Origin of the sequence: Duganella aquatilis (assembly GCF_009674565.1) — a bacterium.
Lineage (GTDB): Bacteria > Pseudomonadota > Gammaproteobacteria > Burkholderiales > Burkholderiaceae_D > Rugamonas > Rugamonas aquatilis.
In genome coordinates, this window is record NZ_WKJL01000037.1 from 18475 (window position 1) to 36136 (window position 17662).

At 65.4% G+C, this 17662-nt stretch carries 16 protein-coding genes; 12 read left to right on the forward strand and 4 right to left on the reverse strand.

Translation table 11 applies throughout. The features are described from left to right. The first annotated feature begins 197 nt into the window (after positions 1 to 197). From GJ698_RS28210 to GJ698_RS28250, 9 genes are read left to right on the forward strand one after another with little or no spacing between them, the layout of a single operon-like run. On the forward strand, positions 198 to 2636 hold the full coding sequence (locus GJ698_RS28210; protein ID WP_166454956.1) for a TonB-dependent receptor: 2439 nt from the start codon (positions 198 to 200) through the stop codon (positions 2634 to 2636). A 25-nt stretch (positions 2637 to 2661) separates the two neighbouring features. Continuing rightward, on the forward strand, positions 2662 to 3699 hold the full coding sequence (locus tag GJ698_RS28215; protein WP_154361174.1) for a LacI family DNA-binding transcriptional regulator: 1038 nt from the start codon (positions 2662 to 2664) through the stop codon (positions 3697 to 3699). Positions 3700 to 3732: 33 nt separating this feature from the next. Next, entirely contained in the window at positions 3733 to 4488 is a 756-nt protein-coding gene (locus GJ698_RS28220; RefSeq protein WP_154361175.1) for an SDR family NAD(P)-dependent oxidoreductase, read from the forward strand. A 19-nt stretch (positions 4489 to 4507) separates the two neighbouring features. Continuing rightward, positions 4508 to 6502, forward strand: a complete 1995-nt coding sequence (locus GJ698_RS28225) for a DUF4962 domain-containing protein (RefSeq protein WP_154361176.1) — start codon at positions 4508 to 4510, stop codon at positions 6500 to 6502. A gap of 12 nt (positions 6503 to 6514) precedes the next feature. Continuing rightward, the gene (locus tag GJ698_RS28230; RefSeq protein ID WP_154361177.1) at positions 6515 to 7459 is read left to right on the forward strand and encodes a sugar kinase; all 945 of its coding nucleotides are present in this window, start codon (positions 6515 to 6517) and stop codon (positions 7457 to 7459) included. Between the two features lie 35 nt (positions 7460 to 7494). Continuing rightward, positions 7495 to 8766: an MFS transporter gene (locus GJ698_RS28235; RefSeq protein WP_154361178.1), complete on the forward strand. Its 1272-nt coding sequence runs from the start codon at positions 7495 to 7497 to the stop codon at positions 8764 to 8766. Positions 8767 to 8779: 13 nt separating this feature from the next. Next, positions 8780 to 9532: a GDSL-type esterase/lipase family protein gene (locus GJ698_RS28240; RefSeq protein ID WP_154361179.1), complete on the forward strand. Its 753-nt coding sequence runs from the start codon at positions 8780 to 8782 to the stop codon at positions 9530 to 9532. Further along, the gene (locus tag GJ698_RS28245; RefSeq protein WP_154361180.1) at positions 9529 to 10293 is read left to right on the forward strand and encodes a polysaccharide lyase family 7 protein; all 765 of its coding nucleotides are present in this window, start codon (positions 9529 to 9531) and stop codon (positions 10291 to 10293) included. The genes GJ698_RS28240 and GJ698_RS28245 overlap by 4 nt, the downstream gene beginning before the upstream one ends. Further along, the gene (locus tag GJ698_RS28250; RefSeq protein ID WP_154361181.1) at positions 10290 to 11003 is read left to right on the forward strand and encodes a ribonuclease activity regulator RraA; all 714 of its coding nucleotides are present in this window, start codon (positions 10290 to 10292) and stop codon (positions 11001 to 11003) included. Before GJ698_RS28245 ends, GJ698_RS28250 begins: the two co-directional genes overlap by 4 nt. A 4-nt stretch (positions 11004 to 11007) precedes the next feature. On the opposite strand, the gene GJ698_RS28255 is transcribed toward GJ698_RS28250, so the two are convergent. Further along, positions 11008 to 11856 (reverse strand): oxidoreductase, encoded by an 849-nt coding sequence (locus GJ698_RS28255; RefSeq protein ID WP_154361182.1) that lies wholly within the window; start codon positions 11854 to 11856, stop codon positions 11008 to 11010. A 97-nt stretch (positions 11857 to 11953) separates the two neighbouring features. On the opposite strand from GJ698_RS28255, the gene GJ698_RS28260 reads away from it, so the two are divergent. Beyond that, the gene (locus GJ698_RS28260) at positions 11954 to 12859 is read left to right on the forward strand and encodes a LysR family transcriptional regulator (RefSeq protein ID WP_229260202.1); all 906 of its coding nucleotides are present in this window, start codon (positions 11954 to 11956) and stop codon (positions 12857 to 12859) included. Here the strand turns inward: GJ698_RS28260 and GJ698_RS28265 are convergent. Then, positions 12856 to 13509, reverse strand: a complete 654-nt coding sequence (locus tag GJ698_RS28265; protein ID WP_154361183.1) for a hydrolase — start codon at positions 13507 to 13509, stop codon at positions 12856 to 12858. The genes GJ698_RS28260 and GJ698_RS28265 overlap by 4 nt on opposite strands. A gap of 139 nt (positions 13510 to 13648) precedes the next feature. Continuing rightward, the gene (locus tag GJ698_RS28270; protein ID WP_154361184.1) at positions 13649 to 14656 is read right to left on the reverse strand and encodes a glycoside hydrolase family 53 protein; all 1008 of its coding nucleotides are present in this window, start codon (positions 14654 to 14656) and stop codon (positions 13649 to 13651) included. A 112-nt stretch (positions 14657 to 14768) separates the two neighbouring features. Between GJ698_RS28270 and GJ698_RS28275 the strand changes: the two genes are divergently transcribed. Then, positions 14769 to 15641, forward strand: coding sequence for an ion transporter (locus GJ698_RS28275; RefSeq protein WP_154361185.1), 873 nt, complete (start codon positions 14769 to 14771; stop codon positions 15639 to 15641). Here the strand turns inward: GJ698_RS28275 and GJ698_RS28280 are convergent. Continuing rightward, positions 15605 to 16633, reverse strand: a complete 1029-nt coding sequence (locus GJ698_RS28280) for a zinc-binding dehydrogenase (RefSeq protein WP_154361186.1) — start codon at positions 16631 to 16633, stop codon at positions 15605 to 15607. The two genes, GJ698_RS28275 and GJ698_RS28280, sit on opposite strands and share 37 nt — an antisense overlap. A 115-nt stretch (positions 16634 to 16748) precedes the next feature. On the opposite strand from GJ698_RS28280, the gene GJ698_RS28285 reads away from it, so the two are divergent. Next, positions 16749 to 17624, forward strand: coding sequence for a LysR family transcriptional regulator (locus GJ698_RS28285; protein ID WP_154361187.1), 876 nt, complete (start codon positions 16749 to 16751; stop codon positions 17622 to 17624). The last annotated feature ends 38 nt before the right edge of the window (positions 17625 to 17662 follow it).

Below are 17662 nucleotides of genomic sequence, written 5' to 3' on the forward strand. Positions count from 1 at the left end.
CGCACCGCAACATCGAAAATGTTTGACTTCTGCAATCGATGCTTTATGCTTACTGCATCGTTACAGTAAATCGATACAGTAGCGATTTGAAGCCGCTAGCCATACGTTCCATCCATATTTTTTTTCCCGAGTTACTGTAACGATACAGTAAATCGTTGCAGTACCCAGATGATAAATATAAGATAACGGAGACTATGATGACTGGACCAATAACGCCCGGCGCCCCGCGCTGCCGCCTGACCCCGATCGCTGCCGCCGTGGCCTTGGCCCTGCTGGGCGCCCTGCCCGCGCACGCCCAGCAAGCCGGCGACGCCGCAGCGGCCGCCGCGCCCGAGCAGCTGAAGCTGGAATCGGTGGTGGTGACCGCCAACCGCCGCGTCGAACGGCTGGAAGACGTGCCGGCCTCGATCTCGGTGCTCAGCGAGGAAGCCATGCAGCGTAACAATGTGCGCGAGCTGGTCGACATCATCAACCTGTCGCCGGCGCTGTCGGTGTCGGTCGGCACCCAGGTCGGCACCAACAGCATCAATATGCGCGGCATCGGCACCACCTCGAACAACCTCGGCATTGAAGGCGACGTCGCCATCCTGGTTGACGACATCCCGTATTCGCAGACCCAGCAGGCGTTCAAGGACATGACCGACATGGCCCGCGTCGAAGTGCTGAAAGGCCCGCAAAGCACGCTGTTCGGCAAGAGCGCGATCGCCGGCGCGGTGGTGATGACCACCAAGCCGATCGGCGCCGGCCCGATGCAGACCCGCGTCAGCGTCTACGACACCAGCGACCACGAATACCGCGTCGCCGCCTCGCTCAGCGGCCGCCTGAGCGACACCGTCGGCCTGCGCCTGTACGCCAGCAAGACCAACTTCCCCGGCATGCTGCACAACCTGACCAACGACAGCATGCAGAACGGCTCCGGCGCCAAGACCTTCATGGCCAAGCTGCAATGGAAAATCTCCAACGACCTGGACGTGCTGATCACGCCGCGCTTCGACCATTCGCTGGCCACCGGCAACACCGCCGCCATCACCTCGATCGGCGACGGCGTCGGCTATCTGTACAACAAGAACTACACGGCGCTGTCCAACACCGCCGTGCTGCGCGGCATCCATGTCAGCCAGTGGAACCGCGAGATCCGCAACGATTCGCCGACCGGGCTGGAAGCCACCGACCGCGCGCTGGGCGTGCGCGTCAACTACCTGTTCCCGGACAGCTCGCCGCTGGCCGGCCACGCGCTGACCTCGATCACCTCGGTGGACAACAACCTGTCGAACGACTTCCGCGACAACGACAACATCGACCTGATCTCGACCTATTACCAGGTCAACGCCGCCGGCAAGCCGTCCGGCATCGCCGATGCGCCGATGATCAACGGCACGCTGGCAAGCAAGACCTCGACCCAGGAATTCCGCCTGACCTCGCCGGACAGCGGCAACTTCCGCTACCTGGTGGGCCTGTGGGCGGCGCGTAACACGCTGTACCGCACCTATTTGCGCGGCAACGCCTTCGTCAAGGAAACCAACTACACCAACTACGACACCAACTCCGGCAGCCTGACGCACGCGATCTACGCCAACACCAACTGGGACTTCGCGCCGAAGCAGAGCCTGAGCGCCGGCCTGCGCTACAACCACGAGGCCAACGACTACTCGTTCCACACCATCGACAGCCTGTCGTCGACCGCCGCCAACAATGTGCACACCGGCGAGAACCTGTACGTGGCGCCGCAGAACAAGGAAAACGCCGTCACCGGCAAGCTCGGCTACACCTATCACCTGAACGAAGAGATGATGGTGTACGGCACCGCCTCCACCGGCCACAAGGGCGTGGCCTACGACATGACCAGCGGCGCCAACAACGTCAACGTGTTCGCCCACCTGCCGCTGGCGCCGGAAAAAGCCACCAGCTTCGAGGCCGGCTTCAAGGCCAACCTGTGGAACAACCGCGCGACGCTGAACGCGGCCATCTTCCAGACCCGCTTCCGCGACTACCAGACCTCGGCCACCGAGCGCTTCACCGACGGCAGCCAGGCCAGCGTGCTGTACAGCATTCCGTCGCTGCAGACGCGCGGCTTCGAGGCCGACGCCACCGTGCTGGCCACCCGCGCGCTGCTGTTCAACGCCAGCATGGCCTACACCCGCGCCGTGGTGCGCGACTGGACCCAGGGTCCGTGCTACAGCGGCGCCACCGACTGCACCATTCCCAACCTGCTGGTGCCCGGCTCCTTCCTGCGCGACGCCAGCGGCGGCATGATGCCGAACGCGCCGAAATGGAAGGCCAGCATGGGCGGCGAGTACACGCTGCCGACGGTGTCGTGGATGCCCTACGTGGCGGCGATCAACGCCCAGTGGCGCACCCAGACCAAGGTGCAGGGCGCGATCAGCCAGGACCCGTCGCTGCAACGTCCCGGCTATGGCATCTTCGACCTCGGCGCCTCGATCAAGGACGCCAAGGGCAAATATAAATTGTCGTTCGGCGTCAAAAACCTGTTCGACCACCATTATGCTGTCGGCAATGTCGGCTCCTTCCTGAACTTCAAGAAGGCCGCCGGCGGCTCCGATATCAGATCATACGGCTGGCAACCCGCCCGCGACGCGTTCCGCTACACCTCGATCCGCCTGGACGTGGCGTTCTGAGCGCATAACACTCAACAAGGAAATCATGAGCGAACCAAAAATTCAGGATGTAGCGAGACTGGCCGGCGTATCGACCACCAGCATCTCGAATTTTCTGAACAACCGCATGGAGCAGATGCGGCCCGACACCCAGCGCAAGATCCAGCAGGCGATCGAGCAACTGGGCTACCGGCCCAACAACGCCGCCCGCCAGCTGAAGACCGGCGTCGCCTCCATGGTGGGACTGCTGGTGCCGTCGCTGGCCAATCAGTTCTTCGGTTCGCTGGCCTGCGCGGTGGAGACGGCCGCCGCGCGCCACCACTGCCACGTGATGACCTTCAGCACCTTCCGCGATCCGGAGCGTGAACGCGCCGTGATGGCCGACCTGCTGGCCTACGGCGCGCAGGGCATCATCACCGGCTCGGCGCTGAACGACACCGACCACCTGGTGGCGATGACGGCGCGCTGCCCGGTGGTGGCGTTCGACATCAAGCGTTCCGACGACAGCCACGAACGCATCACCACCATCTCGGTCGACAACGTGGCGGCCACCACCAAGGCGGTGGAACACCTGGTGGCGCTGGGCCACCGCGCCATCGCGCTGGTGACGCCGCCGCCGTACACGCTGAACCGCCAGGACCGCGTCAAGGGCTTCCAGCAGGCGACGGCGGCGGCCGGCGTCAGCGGCGAGCTGGTGATCGCCGACGCCACCGAGGCGCCCACCGACCTGCACGGCGACACCCAGCTGTTCGAACTGGGACGCAGCGCGGCGGCGCGCCTGCTATCGGCCACCAGCAAGCCGACCGCCGCCATCGCCATCAACGACATGATGGCGATCGGCATCGGCATCGGCCTCAAGCAGCTGGGCAAGCGGCTGCCGCAGGATTTTTCGCTGATCGGCATCGACGATATTTTCTTCTCCGCCGCCAACGACCCGCCGCTGACCACGCTGCGCCAGCCGATCCAGGCCATGGCCGACGCGGCGGTGCAACGCATCCTCGCGCCGAACACGGCGACGGCGGGCGGCGAGCTGTTTGCGCCGGAACTGATCGTCCGGGCGTCCACCGCGGCGCCACCAAAGTAGTTTCTTCAACCTTTTACCTGAAAGAGCATAGCCATGGAACTTATCGGAAAACGCGCACTTGTGATGGGCGGCGCCTCGGGCATCGGCAAAGCCAGCTCGCTGGCCTTGGCGCAAGCCGGCGCCGACGTCGTGCTGACCTACTGGAGCAGCGCCGACGAAGCAGCGGAAGTGGTGGCGCAGATCCGCGCCCTCGGCCGCAACGCCCAGGCCATCAAGGCCGACCTGACCGATGACAAGATCGCCGAACAGGTGTTCGCCGAAGCGGAAGGCGCCATCGGCGAGATCGACATCCTGTTCGCCAACATCGGCGGCCTGATCCAGCGCTGCCGCGTATCGGAAATGCCGCTGACCTTGTGGAACGAGGCGCTGAACCTGAACCTCACCACCACCTTCCTGATCAGCCAGGCGGCGCTGAAGCGCATGGAACCGCGCGGCCGCGGCGCCATCATCACCATGTCGTCGCTGGCGGCGTTCGACGGCGGCGGACCGGGTTCGGCGCACTATGCGGCCTCCAAGGCGGCGATTGCCACCTTCACCCGCGCGCTGGCCAAGGAAGTCGGCCCGCTGGGCATCCGCGTCAACGGCGTCTCGCCGGGCCTGATCGCGACCCGCTTCCACGACACCTTTAACACGCCGGCCAACCGCCAGGCCATCGCCGAACGCACGCCGGCCCGCCGCGAAGGCACGCCGGAAGACGTCGCCAACGTGGTGGTGTTCCTGGCGTCCGAACGCGCCGCTTTCCTGGCCGGCGAAATCATCCAGGTCAACGGCGGCCTTGGCCTCTACTGATTCCCTTCCGGAGCCATCGATGAATCAAACCTTCACACGGCGCCGTTTCCTTGGCGCTGCGGCCCTCTCCTTGCCGGCGTTTTCGCTGACCAGCGCGCTGGCGCAGGATGCGCGCGAGTCGCTGGGCACCATGCAGGGCAAGGCGATGTCCGGCCCGCATCCGCTGGAAACGCTGATGAAAGCGCATCCGGCGGCATTGCGCCCCGAACTGCGCGGCGTGCATCCGCGCGTCTACACCACCAAGGCCGGGCTCGAAGACCTGCGCCAGCGCGCCAAGGGCAGCCAGCGCGCCGAATGGCAGAAAGGCCTCGCCGGCCTGGTCGCCATGCGCGAAGCGCCAGCCGCCGCGCCGGCGCAGAAGCGCCGCGCGCAGAACAACACCGCTATCGGCATCATCGGCGCGGCGCTGGCCTACCAGATCGAGGGCGACGCCAAGTACCTGGAAGCGGCCAAGCGCTACATGGACGCGGCAGTCAGCTACGAAGTCTGGGGCTACACCTTCAGCAAGCCGGACATCGACCTCGCGGCCGGCCACCTGCTGTACGGCCTGGGCGCCGGCTACGACCTGCTGTACGACGCACTGACCGAGGAAGAACGCAAGCGCTACCGCGACAAGCTGATACGCCAGGCCGGCATCCTGGCCAAGCACTTCTCGCCGAAGCCGGGCAAGTCGTACTCGTACAGCCAGAACCACTGCTTCATCCCGATCGCCGGCCTGGCCGTCGCGGCCTATGCAGTGTGGGACGACACGCCGGAAGCGGCGCAATGGGCGGCGCTGTCGCGCGCCATCTTCACCCGCGTGCTGGAAGTGGCCTCGCCGGACGGTTATTTCTACGAAGGCGTGGAATACTGGATCTTCTCCATGCCGTGGATCATCCACGCGCTGGACGCCTTCGCCCACGCCGCCGGCGACGACCTGTACGACACGCCGGCATTAAGCAAGGCGCACCTGTACATCGCCCACTCGATCACGCCGAACGGCCAGGACATCTACGACTTCGGCGACGCCTTCGAAGGCCCGATCACGCGTTCCCGCGTCGGCGAGGAACCGGCGCGCACGCATCCCGACGGCAAGCTCAATTCCAACTACAATCTGCTGTACCGCCTGGCGGCGCGCTTCAGGAATCCGGAAGCACAAGGCGTGGCGGACTGGATGGCATCGCTGGGCCACGTCTGCGCCGAGGATTTCTGGACCTTGCTGTGGCGCGATCCCGCGCTGAAATCGTCGCCGATGTCGGCCATGACGCCGCACCACCATTTCGAGGACCTCGGCACCGTCTACTGGCGCAGCGACTGGACGACCAAGGCCACCGCCTTCGCCTTCCGCGCCGGCCCGCCGGAAGGCCACCACGTGGCGCACGTGATCGACAAGCTGCCCGACTGGCACCTGGAAATGGGCCACTCGCATCCCGACGCGGGCAGCTTCATCCTGTTCGGCGGCGGCAGCTACCTGACCGGTCCGATGGGCTACGCCGGCATCCCGAAAAGCAACCTGAGCAACACGCTGCTGATCGACGACCAGGGCCAGGCCAACGAAGGCGGCGGCCATGACGCCTTCCACGACTATCCGTACGCGCGGCTGGACAGCATCCGCATCGCCAGCGCCAAGCTGGAACGCGACCGCGCCGACATCGTCGCCGAACTGGCCGGCGCCTACCGTCAGGAACTGGGCGTGGAGAAGCTGGAGCGCCGCTTCAGCTATGCACGCGGCGTCTGGACCGTGACCGACACACTGCGCGCCAGCAAGGCGGTGGTGCTGACGGCGCAAGTGCATGGCGACCGCGCCATTACCCAGGCCAGCGCACAAAGCTTCATCGTGCCGGGTCAGCCGGCATCGCTGAAAGTGGATGTCGCCACCGCCGGCGCCAAAGCCGTCATCGCGCCGGGCATCGTGGTGGCGGCCGGCCCGCCGGGCAATGTCGACAAGGGACCAAAGGAAGAACGCGGCTCCGTGCTGCGCCTGTCCCTGCCGGCCAGCAAGGCCGCCACGCTGACCACCACACTGAAGTTCTAAGGAGCCGCACGCATGCAGATACCCGATGTAGTCACCATGGGCGAGGCGATGGCCTTGATGATCGCCCGCCAGCCCGGCCTGCTGGAGGAGGTGCGCGAATTCGAGCGCGCCACCGCCGGCGCCGAGCTGAATGTGGCGGTGGGACTGAGCCGGCTGGGCTTTCAGGTCGGCTACATCAGCAGCCTGGGGCAGGACAGCCTGGGCCGGCATCTGCGCGCGTTCATGGCGGCCGAGGGCCTGGACCTGCGCCACCTGCGCACGGACGAGCGCTATCCCACCGGCTTCATGCTCAAGCAGATGGTGGCCGACGGCAGCGATCCGCAGGTGGAGTATTTCCGGCGCGGTTCGGCCGCCAGCCATCTGTCGCTGCTGGACATGCCAGCGCCGGGCAGCGCATTCCAGCAGGCGCGCCTGCTGCACCTGACGGGGATTTCGCCAGCGCTGTCGACCGACTGCGGCGAGCTGGCGTTCGCGCTGGCGCGGCAGGCGCGCGCGGATGGGCGGCTGGTCAGCTTCGATCCCAACCTGCGGCCGCGCCTGTGGCCGTCGCGGGAAGAGATGATCGCCACCATCAACGCGCTGGCCAGCCAGGCGGATGTCGTCATGCCCGGCCTGGCGGAAGGACGCTTGCTCACCGGCTGCGAGGACGCCGCCGGCATCGCCGACTGGTATCTGGCGCGCGGCGCGCGCCATGTGGTCGTCAAGCTGGGACCGGAAGGCGCTTACGCCGCCAGCGCAGGCGGTGACGGCTGCATCGTCCCCGGCCTGCCGGTGCGCGAGGTGGTCGATACGGTCGGCGCCGGCGACGGCTTCGCGGTCGGCGTCATCAGCGGCCTGCTCGACGGCCTGTCGCTCAGCGACGCCGCCGCGCGCGGCAACGCCATCGGCGCCCGCGTGGTGCAGTTCCGCGGCGACTGCGAAGGCCTGCCCACCCGCGCACAACTGGCTTCAGCCTGACACGCCTGCCCCACAAAAATAACGGAGACAAAGGCATGAAAACAATCAAAGGTTTGCGCTGGCTGGTCATCACCCTGGTCGCCATCGCCACCATCATCAACTACATCGACCGCTCGGCGCTGGCGGTAATGTGGCCGGGCATCGCGGCCGACCTGGGCATGGACAAGCGCGACTACGCCAACATCATCACCGTGTTCCTGATCGGCTACGCGGTCGGCCAGTCGCTGTTCGGCAAACTGTTCGACGCGCTCGGTACGCGCATCGGCTTTCTGCTGTCGATCGTGGTCTGGTCCGGCGCCATCGCCCTGCACTTCGTGGCGCGTTCGGCGCTGTCGTTCAGCCTGTTCAGGATCATGCTGGGCGTGGGCGAGGCCGGCAACTGGCCGGGCGCAACCAAGGCCATTGCCGAATGGTTTCCGGTGCGCGAACGGGCACTGGGACAAGGCATCTTCGGCGCCGGCGCCTCGCTCGGCTCTGTCATCGCGCCGCCGCTGGTGGCTTTCCTGTACGCCTATGTCGGCTGGAAAAGCACCTTCATCCTGATCGGCGGCCTGGGCTTCATCTGGATCGTGCCATGGCTGATCGTCTACAAGTCCGGTCCCGGCAGCCATCCGTGGATCAGCGAAGAGGAACGCCAGTACATCCTGAACGGCCAGCAGCAGACCGTGCAAGCCGTGCAGGATGAATACGTGCCGACGCTGGGCCAGCTGCTGCGCCATCGCCAGAGCTGGAGCGTGATCGCGGCGCGCTTCTTCATCGATCCGGTGTGGTGGCTGTTCGTCAGCTGGCTGCCGCTGTACCTCAACGAAAAATTCCATTTCGACGTCAAGCAGATCGGCATGTTCGCCTGGGTGCCGTACGTCGGCGCGGCGGCCGGCGCGCTGTCCGGCGGCTGGCTGTGCGGCAGCCTGCTGGAACGCGGCTGGTCGGTCGACCGCGCCCGCAAGCTGGTCATCGCCATCGGCCTGCTGCTGATGCTGCCTGCCCTGCTGCTCAGCGCCGCCGCGCAGACGCCGCTGCTGGCCGTGCTGGCCATCGGCGTGATCCTGTTCGGCTTCCAGGCCGCCATCACCAACATCCAGACCCTGCCCAGCGACTTCTTCTCGGGAAAAACGGTAGGCTCGCTGGCGGGACTCAGCGGTACGTCGGCGGTGCTGGGCGTGATCATCTGCATGCAGCTGGTGCCGGAACTGACCACCGGCGGCAACTACACCCCGTTCTTCATACTTGGCGCGCTGCTGCTGCCATTGGTATTTGTGTCCATCTGGCTGGGCGGCGCCGTGGTGCGCGTACAGCCGAAAAACTAAACAGGAGATCACCATGAATTTCTGCAAAAGCCTGCTGCTGGCCCTGCTGCTGACCAGCAGCCAGCTCACCGCATACGCCGCCGGCCCCAAGCTCAGCGCCTCGGAAGCGTTCGAGAAAAAGGACGACGGCACTTTCCTGAAAAAGCATGAAGCCATCCTCGCGCGCGGCAAGAGCGGCCCGGTGGGCCTGCTGTTCCTCGGCGACTCCATCACCGAGCGCTGGAAGATTGCGCCGCATATCTGGGAGGCCTACTACGGCAAGTACCAGCCGGCCAACTTCGGCATCGGCGGCGACCGCACGCAGAACGTCATCTGGCGCATCGAGCATGGCGAGCTGGATGGCATTTCGCCCAAGGTCACCGTGCTAATGCTGGGCACCAATAACAGCCTGGACTACACGGCCGAGGAAATTGCCGCCGCCGACCGCAAGATCGTCGATATGATCCGCGCCAAGCTGCCGCAGACCAAGATCCTGCTGCTGGGCGTGTTCCCACGCGGACCGCGCGATCCGAAAGGCGCACCGGTGACCGAGGCCGGCGTGGCCGAAGCGGCCAAGCGCATGCAGACCATCGACGCCATCAATGTCGACCTGGCCAAGCTGGATGACGGCAACACCGTCCGCTTCCTCAACATCAACCACGTGTTCCTGGGCCAGGACGGCCGCATTCCGAACACGCTGATGCCGGACCAGCTGCACCCCGGCGCCGCCGGCTACCAGCTGTGGGCCGACGCCATGCAGCCGCTGCTTGAAAGCATGCTGAAATGAGGGCCGCCCTCCCCGCCGCCCTGGCGTTGCTGGCCGCCATGACGCTGCCGGCCGCCGCACAAACCTTCACGCCGCAGGCAACGCTGGAAAAGCTGTTCACGCTGGAAGGCAACACGCCCTATCCATCGCCGTACGCCGGCACGCTGAACTTCAGCGCGCTGACGTCGAAATACGATTCCGGCCACGGCCACGGCTATCGCAATGAATTGAAGGTCGCCGACAAGCTGCGCCTGAGCGCCGCGCAAACCCACGAACACTTCGCCGCGCGCGTGACGCCAACGCTGCCGGCCGGCGCCAAGACCATCGTCGCCCAATACCATGTGGAAGGACTGGACACCATCCTCAAGGTCTATGTGCAGGACACGGCCGACAAGCAGGGCCTGGACGGCAAGGCTGGCAACGGCGTGTTCGACATCCTGGTGCGCATCCTCGGCACCGACGGCAAGGAAGTCACGACCGCACTGGGCACGGTACGTTCGGGCGAGGGCTTCGACCTAGACATCGCCTTCCATGCCGGCGAAGCGCTGGTGACGGCGCGCACGGCCAGCGGCGAGATCAAGACGCAGCGCACCCGCATCAAAGGGGATGACCGCAAGATCTACTTCAAGTTCGGCGACTACCTGCAGGCGCTCGATCCCGACACCGGCAAGCACACCATCGAACCCGCCAAGTGGGACCAGTACTACCGCCAGAACCACATCGACGGCAGCCAGATCAGCTTCAGCCACACCATTTTTGAACGCAACGGAGTCCAGCCATGACCACCACCGTATCCGCCGAAACGCTGGCGACCCTGAAGACCACCGCCACCTCGACGCTGACCACGCTGCTGTTCAAGCGCGGCTTCCGCAACGTCTTCATTCAGGGCGCGCGGCCGCTGAAGACCGGCCAGCGGCTGGCCGGTCCGGCCTTCACACTGCGCTACATCCCGGCGCGTGAAGATCTCGACGGCATTGACGCCTTCCTCGATCCGCGCCACCCGCAGCGCGTGGCGGTGGAGGAAATTCCGCCCGGCGCGGTGCTGGTGATGGATTGCCGGGGCGACGTGTCGGTGGCGTCGGCCGGCAGCATCCTGGCCACGCGCATGCAGATGCGCGGCGTGGCCGGCATCGTCACCGACGGCGGCCTGCGCGACGCCAGCGGCATCGCCAAGCTGGAGATTCCCGCCTGGTGCTCCGGCCCGTCCGCGCCGACCAATTTGATCCGCCACCATGCGCTGGACATCAACGCGCCGATCGGCTGCGGCGACGTGCCGGTCTATCCCGGCGACATCATGGTGGGCGACGACGACGGCGTGGTCTGCATCCCCGCCCACCTGGCCGACGAAATCGCCCGCGACGCAGTGCCGATGGAGCGCTACGAAGATTTCGTGCTGGAACAGGTGCGCGGCGGCGCCAGCATCATCGGCCTGTATCCGCTGACCAAGCCGGAAAACCGCGCGCTGTTCGAAAGCTGGCTGGCCGCAAAATAACGCTTTAGATCGCGTTCAGCGCCTGCACGGTGGCGGCGTCCAGCTCCAGCGCGCCGGCCGCGACGTTTTCGCGCAGGTGCGCCACCGACGAGGTGCCGGGTATCACCAGCATGTTCGGCGAACGTTGCAGCAGCCAGGCCAGCGCCACCTGCATCGGCGTGGCGTGCAGCGCGGCGGCGGTCTGCGTCAGCACATCCGATTGCAGCGGCGAGAAACCGCCCAGCGGGAAGAACGGCACGTAGGCGATGCCTTGCGCGGCCAAGGTGTCGATCAGCGCGTCGTCTTTGCGGTGCGCCAGATTGTAATGATTCTGCACGCAGACGATGTCGGTGATCCGCTGCGCCTCGGCGACCTGCTCCGCGTTGACGTTGCTCAGGCCAATGTGGCGTATCAGACCCTCTTCCTTCAGGCGCAGCATGGCCGACAGCGGCTCGGCGATGGACGAACCGTCCGCACCTTCCAGCCCCGGCGCGCGGTAGTTGACCACGTCCAGCACATCCAGTCCCAGGTTGCGCAGGTTGTCGTGGACGGCGGAGCGCAGCTCTTCCGCCGACGCCGCCGGCAGCCACGACTGGTCATCACCGCGGCGGAAGCCGATCTTGGTGACGATGGTCAGGTCGTCGCGGTACGGGTGCAGCGCTTCGCGGATGATCTGGTTGGTGACGTGCGGGCCGTAGAAGTCCGAGGTGTCTATATGGTTGACGCCCAGCTCCATCGCGGCGCGCAGCACGGCCACGGCGGCGGCGCGGTCTTTCGGCGGTCCCCAGACGTGCGGGCCGGCCAGTTGCATCGCGCCGTAGCCGATGCGGTTCAGGTGCAGATCGGTGTTCCTGGGGGTGTAGTGCTTGCTCATGACAACTCCGTGTTGAGGAAAGATGAGCCATCATAGCCACAAGCATAGTGTGTGATAATCGGGTCAATCCCGCACAGGCTGTACGAAAATCCGCACAATGATGAATACGACTCCTTCCATGGCCGATCTGGCGACGTTCGCGCTGGTGGTCCAGCACCAGGGCTTCCGCCAGGCCGCGCGCGTCAGCGGCCAGTCTGCATCGGCCCTGAGCGAATCGATGCGCCGGCTGGAAAACCAGCTTGGCATCCGGCTGCTGGTGCGTACCACGCGCAGCGTGACGCCAACCGAGGCCGGCACCTTGCTGCTCGGCCGGCTGCGGCCGGCGCTGAACGAAGTGGCCAGCGCGCTCGATGTGCTGAACGACTTGCGCGACAGTCCGCGCGGCACGCTGAAGCTGAATGTGCCGGTCAGCGCGGCGCGGTTTTTCCTGCAGGATATCGTCAACCGCTTCATGCAGGCCTATCCGGAAATCCTGGTGGAAATCGTGGTGGACAATAATTTCGTCGACGTGGTGGCCAGCGGTTGCGACGCCGGCATCCGCTACGGCGAGCGGCTGGAACAGGACATGATCGCGGTGCCGATCGGGCCGCGCGTGGAACGCTTCGCGGTGGCAGCGTCCCCCGACTATCTGAAGGGGCACGGCACGCCGGCCCATCCGCGCGACCTGCTGGAGCACGCCTGCATGCGCGGCCGCTTCCTCAGCGGCACCATCTATGCGTGGGAATTCGAACGCGACGGCCAGAAACTCAGCCTGGAGCCGACCGGTCCGCTGATCGTCACACCGACCGTGTCGGACCTGTCGATCAGCGCGGCCATCGCCGGCCACGGCATCATCTACCTGTTCGAAGAATGGCTGAAGCCCTACATGACCTCCGGCCAGCTGCGGCCGATCCTGGAAGACTGGTGGCCGAGTTTCCCCGGCCCCTTCCTCTACTACTCCGGCCGCCGCCACCTGCCGGCGCCGCTACGCGCTTTCGTCGACTTCATTCAAGCCAGGAATTAATGGCCTTCGGCAGCGTTGAACATGGTCTTGGCGTAGATCAGACCCAGACCGTAGCCGCCGCCGTGGGCGATCGAGGTGGCCACGGTTTCGTTGTAGGTTTCGCTGCGGGCCCAGTCGCGTTGCAGTTCCAGCAGGTATTGCAGCGAGGTCATCGGGCGGGCGCCGGCCTGGATCATGCGGGCCACGGCGCGTTCGTGGGCTTCGTCGGAGACGTCGCCGCTGGCGTCGGTGATCACATACACTTCAAAACCCTGGTCCAGGGCCGACAGGGCCGGACCGACGATGCACACCGAGGTCCACAGACCGGCCAGCACAATTTTATCCTTGCCGATGGCGTTGACGCGTTCGGCGATGCGCGGGTCTTCCCAGGTGTTCATCGAGGTGCGGTCGATCGCCACTTCGTCAGGGAATACTTCCTTGATTTCGTTGAAGATCGGGCCGGAGAACGATTTTTCCGCCACCGTGGTCAGGATCGTCGGCACCTTGAATTCTTTCGCCGCCTTGGCAACCAGCGCGACGTTGTTGCGCAGCTGGACCGGGTCGATCGATTTGGTGGCGAACGCCATCTGCGACTGGTGATCGATCATGATCAGGGTGTGGTTGGTTGGGCTGATCAGCGTTTTACCTGGTTGGGCGATGGCGGTTGGCATAATATTTTCTCCTAAGATATTCAATAATTTCGATTGGTTTGTCGCGGTGTTCTGCCCTGTTGAAATGAATTATGCGGGATCGCATCCCAATCAAAAAGCGGAAAAATTACCTGCCTACATTCGAAATATTCGATAACCCTCAATCGGCGCGGAATGCCTCCATGGCCTGGGTGGCGCGGCCGTCGTCGCCCCAGGCGCTCAGCTCGTAGTGGCTCCAGCTGCGCGCGCCCTGCGGCTCCCAGTAGATCACGCCCAGCCCTTTGTGATCCGGCACGGCCTTGACCTTGCGCTGCACGGCCACCAGCATGTCGTAGGTGTTTTGCGGCTTGCTGTCCTCGCCGCCGACTTCCACCACCATCACTTCCTTGCCGTAGCGCGCCGCCATGTCGTTCATGTTGGCGGCCAGGTCGTTGATCGAGGCGGTGTAGTCGGGCCGGCCGTCCAGCCAGTACGGGTAGTAGGACATGCCGATCACGTCGTACTTCGCGCCATGCGCCCTGGCGTTGTCGAACCAGGTGCGGAAACGCTGGCTGTCGTTGCCACGGTCCAGATGCAGCACCACTTTCGAGCCCGGGCTGACGGCCTTGATGGCGTCGTAGCCCTGGTTGATCAGCTGCGCCAGTTGCGGCCAGTTGTCGGTGTGGCCTTCCGGATAGATCATGCCGGTCGGCGTTTCGTTGCCCACCTGTACCCACTCGGGTGTCACGCCGGCCTGCTTCAGCGCGCGCATCACCTCGTGGGTGTAGCTGTAGACATCCTTCAGCAGCTGCGGGAAGTCGTGGCCCTGCCATGCCGCCGGCTTGCGCTGCTGCTGCGGATCGGCCCAGCTGTCGCTGTAGTGGAAGTTGATCATGATGCGCATGCCCATCTTCCGCGCACGCACCGCCATGGCCACGGTTTCGTCCTTGCTGTTGTGGCCGCTGACGCGGTCGCTGGAGGGATTCACCCAGGTGCGCAGGCGGATGGTGTTGATGCCGTAGTCCTTGAGGATCTGCAGGCAGTCCTCCTCCTTGCCCTGGCTGTTGTAGAACTTGTAGCCGGTGGCTTCCATCTGCGGCAGCCAGCCGACGTCGGCGCCTTTGACGAAGGAGTCGGCGTGGGCCGCAAAGGCGGCCGTCATCATCAGTGCGATCAGGATTTTTTTCATGCGCTCATGCTAGCCCAAAGGCGGATCGTGCAGGCATGAGGAAAGTGACACAATCCATGCCCTTTCGATATGGACGCGCCGCGCTGGCGTTTGCCGGTAAGATAGCACCGCCATGAATGCCCAAGACACCACCACCGTCCTCACCTCCGATCCCCACCAGCGCCTCGGCAAGCCGGCCGGCGGCTGGCGCGCCGCGCTGTACGCCATCATCTTCGAATCCGACACGCCGAAAGGCCGCGCCTTCGACCTGGCGCTGATCGGCGCCATCCTGCTCAGCGTGCTGGTGGTGGTGCTCACCAGCGTCAAGCCGATCGCCGACAAATACGGCGACTGGCTGCATGCCGGCGAGTGGTTCTTCACCGTCCTGTTCACCGTCGAGTACGTGGCGCGCTACCTGTGCGTGCAGCGGCCGGTGCTGTATGCGCGCAGCTTCTTCGGCGTGATCGACCTGATGTCCATCCTGCCCAGTTATGTGTCGCTGTTCATTCCGGCCGCGCACGTGGTGCAGGGCATCCGCATCCTGCGCCTGCTGCGCATCTTCCGCATTCTCAAGCTGACCCTGTACATCCAGGAATACAGCATGCTCGGCGACGCGCTGCTGGCCAGCCGGCGCAAGATCTTCGTGTTCCTGTCGGTGGTGTTCCTGATCGTGTTCCTGCTGGGCACCGTGATGTACGTGGTGGAAGGGCCGGAGAACGGCTACACCAGCATACCTACCGCCGTCTACTGGGCCATTTCGACCATGACCACGGTCGGCTTCGGCGACCTGGTGCCCAAGACCGACATCGGCCGCACCATCGCCTCGTTCATGATGCTGCTCGGCTGGGGCATTCTGGCCGTGCCGACCGGCATCATCAGTTCTGAGATCACGCACCAGCGCGGCCAGCGCGTGCTGTCGCTGCGCGCCTGCCCCAGCTGCCACAGCGCCGGCCATGAGCCGGCCGCGCGCTACTGCAAGGACTGCGGCACCACGCTGCCTCCCTGAGCAATCAGGATCGCCTTGCGGCCGCCGGACGAGGCGTAGGCCATGGCCTCGCCGATCTGCTCGTAGCTGAACTCCTGCCCCAGCCAGGTGGCGAACATGGGATCGGCGATCAGCGGTTCCAGCGCCTTCAGGGCCGCCACCAGCCGCGCCGGCTGCTTGACGGTCGCGCTTTCGAAATTGCTGAAGCGGCGGATGGTCAGGTTCTTCATCATGAACAGCGTGGTGTGCATCGCGGCCGGCGCTGCGGCGCCCAGGAATCCGTAGCAATACACCGTGGCGTTCATCGGCAGCGCCGGCGCGATGTTGCCCAGCAGCTCGCCACCGACGCCATCGAATACGGCGGTTGCCTGCAACGCCGCAGCCAGCGTTGCCAGCTGCGCGGCATAGCCATCCGAGGTGACGATGACGTGCTCGACGCCGAGCGAGCGCAGCGTCTCGGCCGCGGCTTCGCTGCGCACCAGGAAAATCGCCGGCATGCGCCGTGCACGCGCCAGCGCCGCCATGGCATGGCCGGTGGCCGAATTGCCGGCCGTGACGATCACGCCCTTGTGCCCTGCTTCGGCGATTTCCTCAAGAAAGGCATAGGCGGTGATGACGTTGACCAGCGAGCCGCAGTAGTCCCTCGCATGCACGTGGTCCGGCAGGATCAGGCAGCTGGTGTAGGGAATGGCGGCCGTCTCGCACCACAGGCCGACGCTGTCCGCGCTGCGCGTCAGCGAACGGTAGATCGCCACTTGCTTGCCGGCGTAGTCGGTCGGCACGCCGGCGCCCAGCGCCAGCACCCTGCCCGCGCCCGAGGCGCCCCAAACGTCGTGGCGCGACGCTGGAATCTGCGGACCGGCCGCCGCCGGCATTTTCAGGAAGGTCTTGTCGCCATGGTTGATGGCCGATGCCGTCATCGCTACCAGCACGTGGCCGGCGGCAGGCTGTTCAGGTGTGGGGATGTCGCGCACTTCGAGGTCGCGACTGGCGGTAACACAAATGGCTTTCATCACTGCACTCCGTTTTTTGTTGTCCAGGCCGCATCATAGGAAACCTCATCGATTGACGAAACGCAGGCTGGCGACATACCATCGATTCCACTTTGGAATGGATGGAGCAAACGAAATGGATCGACTGGATGCCATGCGCCTGTTTGTCCGGCTGGTGGAATGCGGCAGTTTTTCCGCCGTCGGGCGCGAGGAAGGCATCGGCCAGCCGGCCGTCAGCAAGCAGATTGCCGCGCTGGAGCGCCACCTCGGCGCGCAGCTGGTGTTGCGCAACTCGCGCAACGTCGTCATTACCGAGGCCGGGCAAGCGTTCTACGAATCGGCCAAGCAGTTGATCGACGATTTTGACGCGGTGGAGTCGTCGGTGGGCGACCGCCAGCAATCGCCGCGCGGCCTGGTGCGGGTCAGCACCGCGCCCGGCCACGGCAGGCTGTGCGTGACGCCGCTGCTGGCCGGATTCTTCCAGCGCTATCCGCAGGTATCGGTGGAAGTCTCGGTGTCCGAACGGCCGGTCGACCTGCTGGCGGAAGGCATCGACATCGCCATCCGCCACGGCCGCCTGCTGGACTCCACGCTCACCGCGCGCAAATGGTCGGACACGGATTTCGTGCTGGCGGCCAGCCCGGCCTATCTGGCGGCACATGGCACGCCGGCCACACTCGATGATCTGGACCGGCACACCTGCATCGTCTTCGCGCGCGGACGCGAGCGCTATCCGTGGCGCTTCGGCACCGGCGCGGAAACCACGTCCTACCTGCCGCGCGGCGCGCTGCTGACCGGCGACGCCGAACACGTCCGCGCCGCCGTGCTGTGCGGCCTGGGCATCGCGCAGGCGCCGCGCTGGCTGCTGGCCGAGGAAATCCGCAACGGCCAGGCGCAGGTGCTGCTACCGGCCTTGCAACCGGAACGGCTGCCGCTCAACATCGTCTATGCGGCCGGTCGCCGCGTGCCGATGCGCGTGCGCGTACTGATCGATTATCTGCTGGCACAATAAAAAAAAGCCCCCGGCATTGCTGCCGGAGGCTTCAGGGA

Coding starts and splice junctions, on each gene's coding strand:
- GJ698_RS28220 (WP_154361175.1), top strand. CDS start 3,733: ATGGAACTTATCGGAAAACGCGCACTTGTGATGGGCGGCGCCTCGGGC.
- GJ698_RS28245 (WP_154361180.1), top strand. CDS start 9,529: ATGAGGGCCGCCCTCCCCGCCGCCCTGGCGTTGCTGGCCGCCATGACG.
- GJ698_RS28230 (WP_154361177.1), top strand. CDS start 6,515: ATGCAGATACCCGATGTAGTCACCATGGGCGAGGCGATGGCCTTGATG.
- GJ698_RS28255 (WP_154361182.1), bottom strand. CDS start 11,856: ATGAGCAAGCACTACACCCCCAGGAACACCGATCTGCACCTGAACCGC.
- GJ698_RS28280 (WP_154361186.1), bottom strand. CDS start 16,633: ATGAAAGCCATTTGTGTTACCGCCAGTCGCGACCTCGAAGTGCGCGAC.
- GJ698_RS28235 (WP_154361178.1), top strand. CDS start 7,495: ATGAAAACAATCAAAGGTTTGCGCTGGCTGGTCATCACCCTGGTCGCC.
- GJ698_RS28225 (WP_154361176.1), top strand. CDS start 4,508: ATGAATCAAACCTTCACACGGCGCCGTTTCCTTGGCGCTGCGGCCCTC.
- GJ698_RS28260 (WP_229260202.1), top strand. CDS start 11,954: ATGATGAATACGACTCCTTCCATGGCCGATCTGGCGACGTTCGCGCTG.
- GJ698_RS28265 (WP_154361183.1), bottom strand. CDS start 13,509: ATGCCAACCGCCATCGCCCAACCAGGTAAAACGCTGATCAGCCCAACC.
- GJ698_RS28250 (WP_154361181.1), top strand. CDS start 10,290: ATGACCACCACCGTATCCGCCGAAACGCTGGCGACCCTGAAGACCACC.
- GJ698_RS28275 (WP_154361185.1), top strand. CDS start 14,769: ATGAATGCCCAAGACACCACCACCGTCCTCACCTCCGATCCCCACCAG.
- GJ698_RS28240 (WP_154361179.1), top strand. CDS start 8,780: ATGAATTTCTGCAAAAGCCTGCTGCTGGCCCTGCTGCTGACCAGCAGC.
- GJ698_RS28215 (WP_154361174.1), top strand. CDS start 2,662: ATGAGCGAACCAAAAATTCAGGATGTAGCGAGACTGGCCGGCGTATCG.
- GJ698_RS28270 (WP_154361184.1), bottom strand. CDS start 14,656: ATGAAAAAAATCCTGATCGCACTGATGATGACGGCCGCCTTTGCGGCC.
- GJ698_RS28210 (WP_166454956.1), top strand. CDS start 198: ATGACTGGACCAATAACGCCCGGCGCCCCGCGCTGCCGCCTGACCCCG.
- GJ698_RS28285 (WP_154361187.1), top strand. CDS start 16,749: ATGGATCGACTGGATGCCATGCGCCTGTTTGTCCGGCTGGTGGAATGC.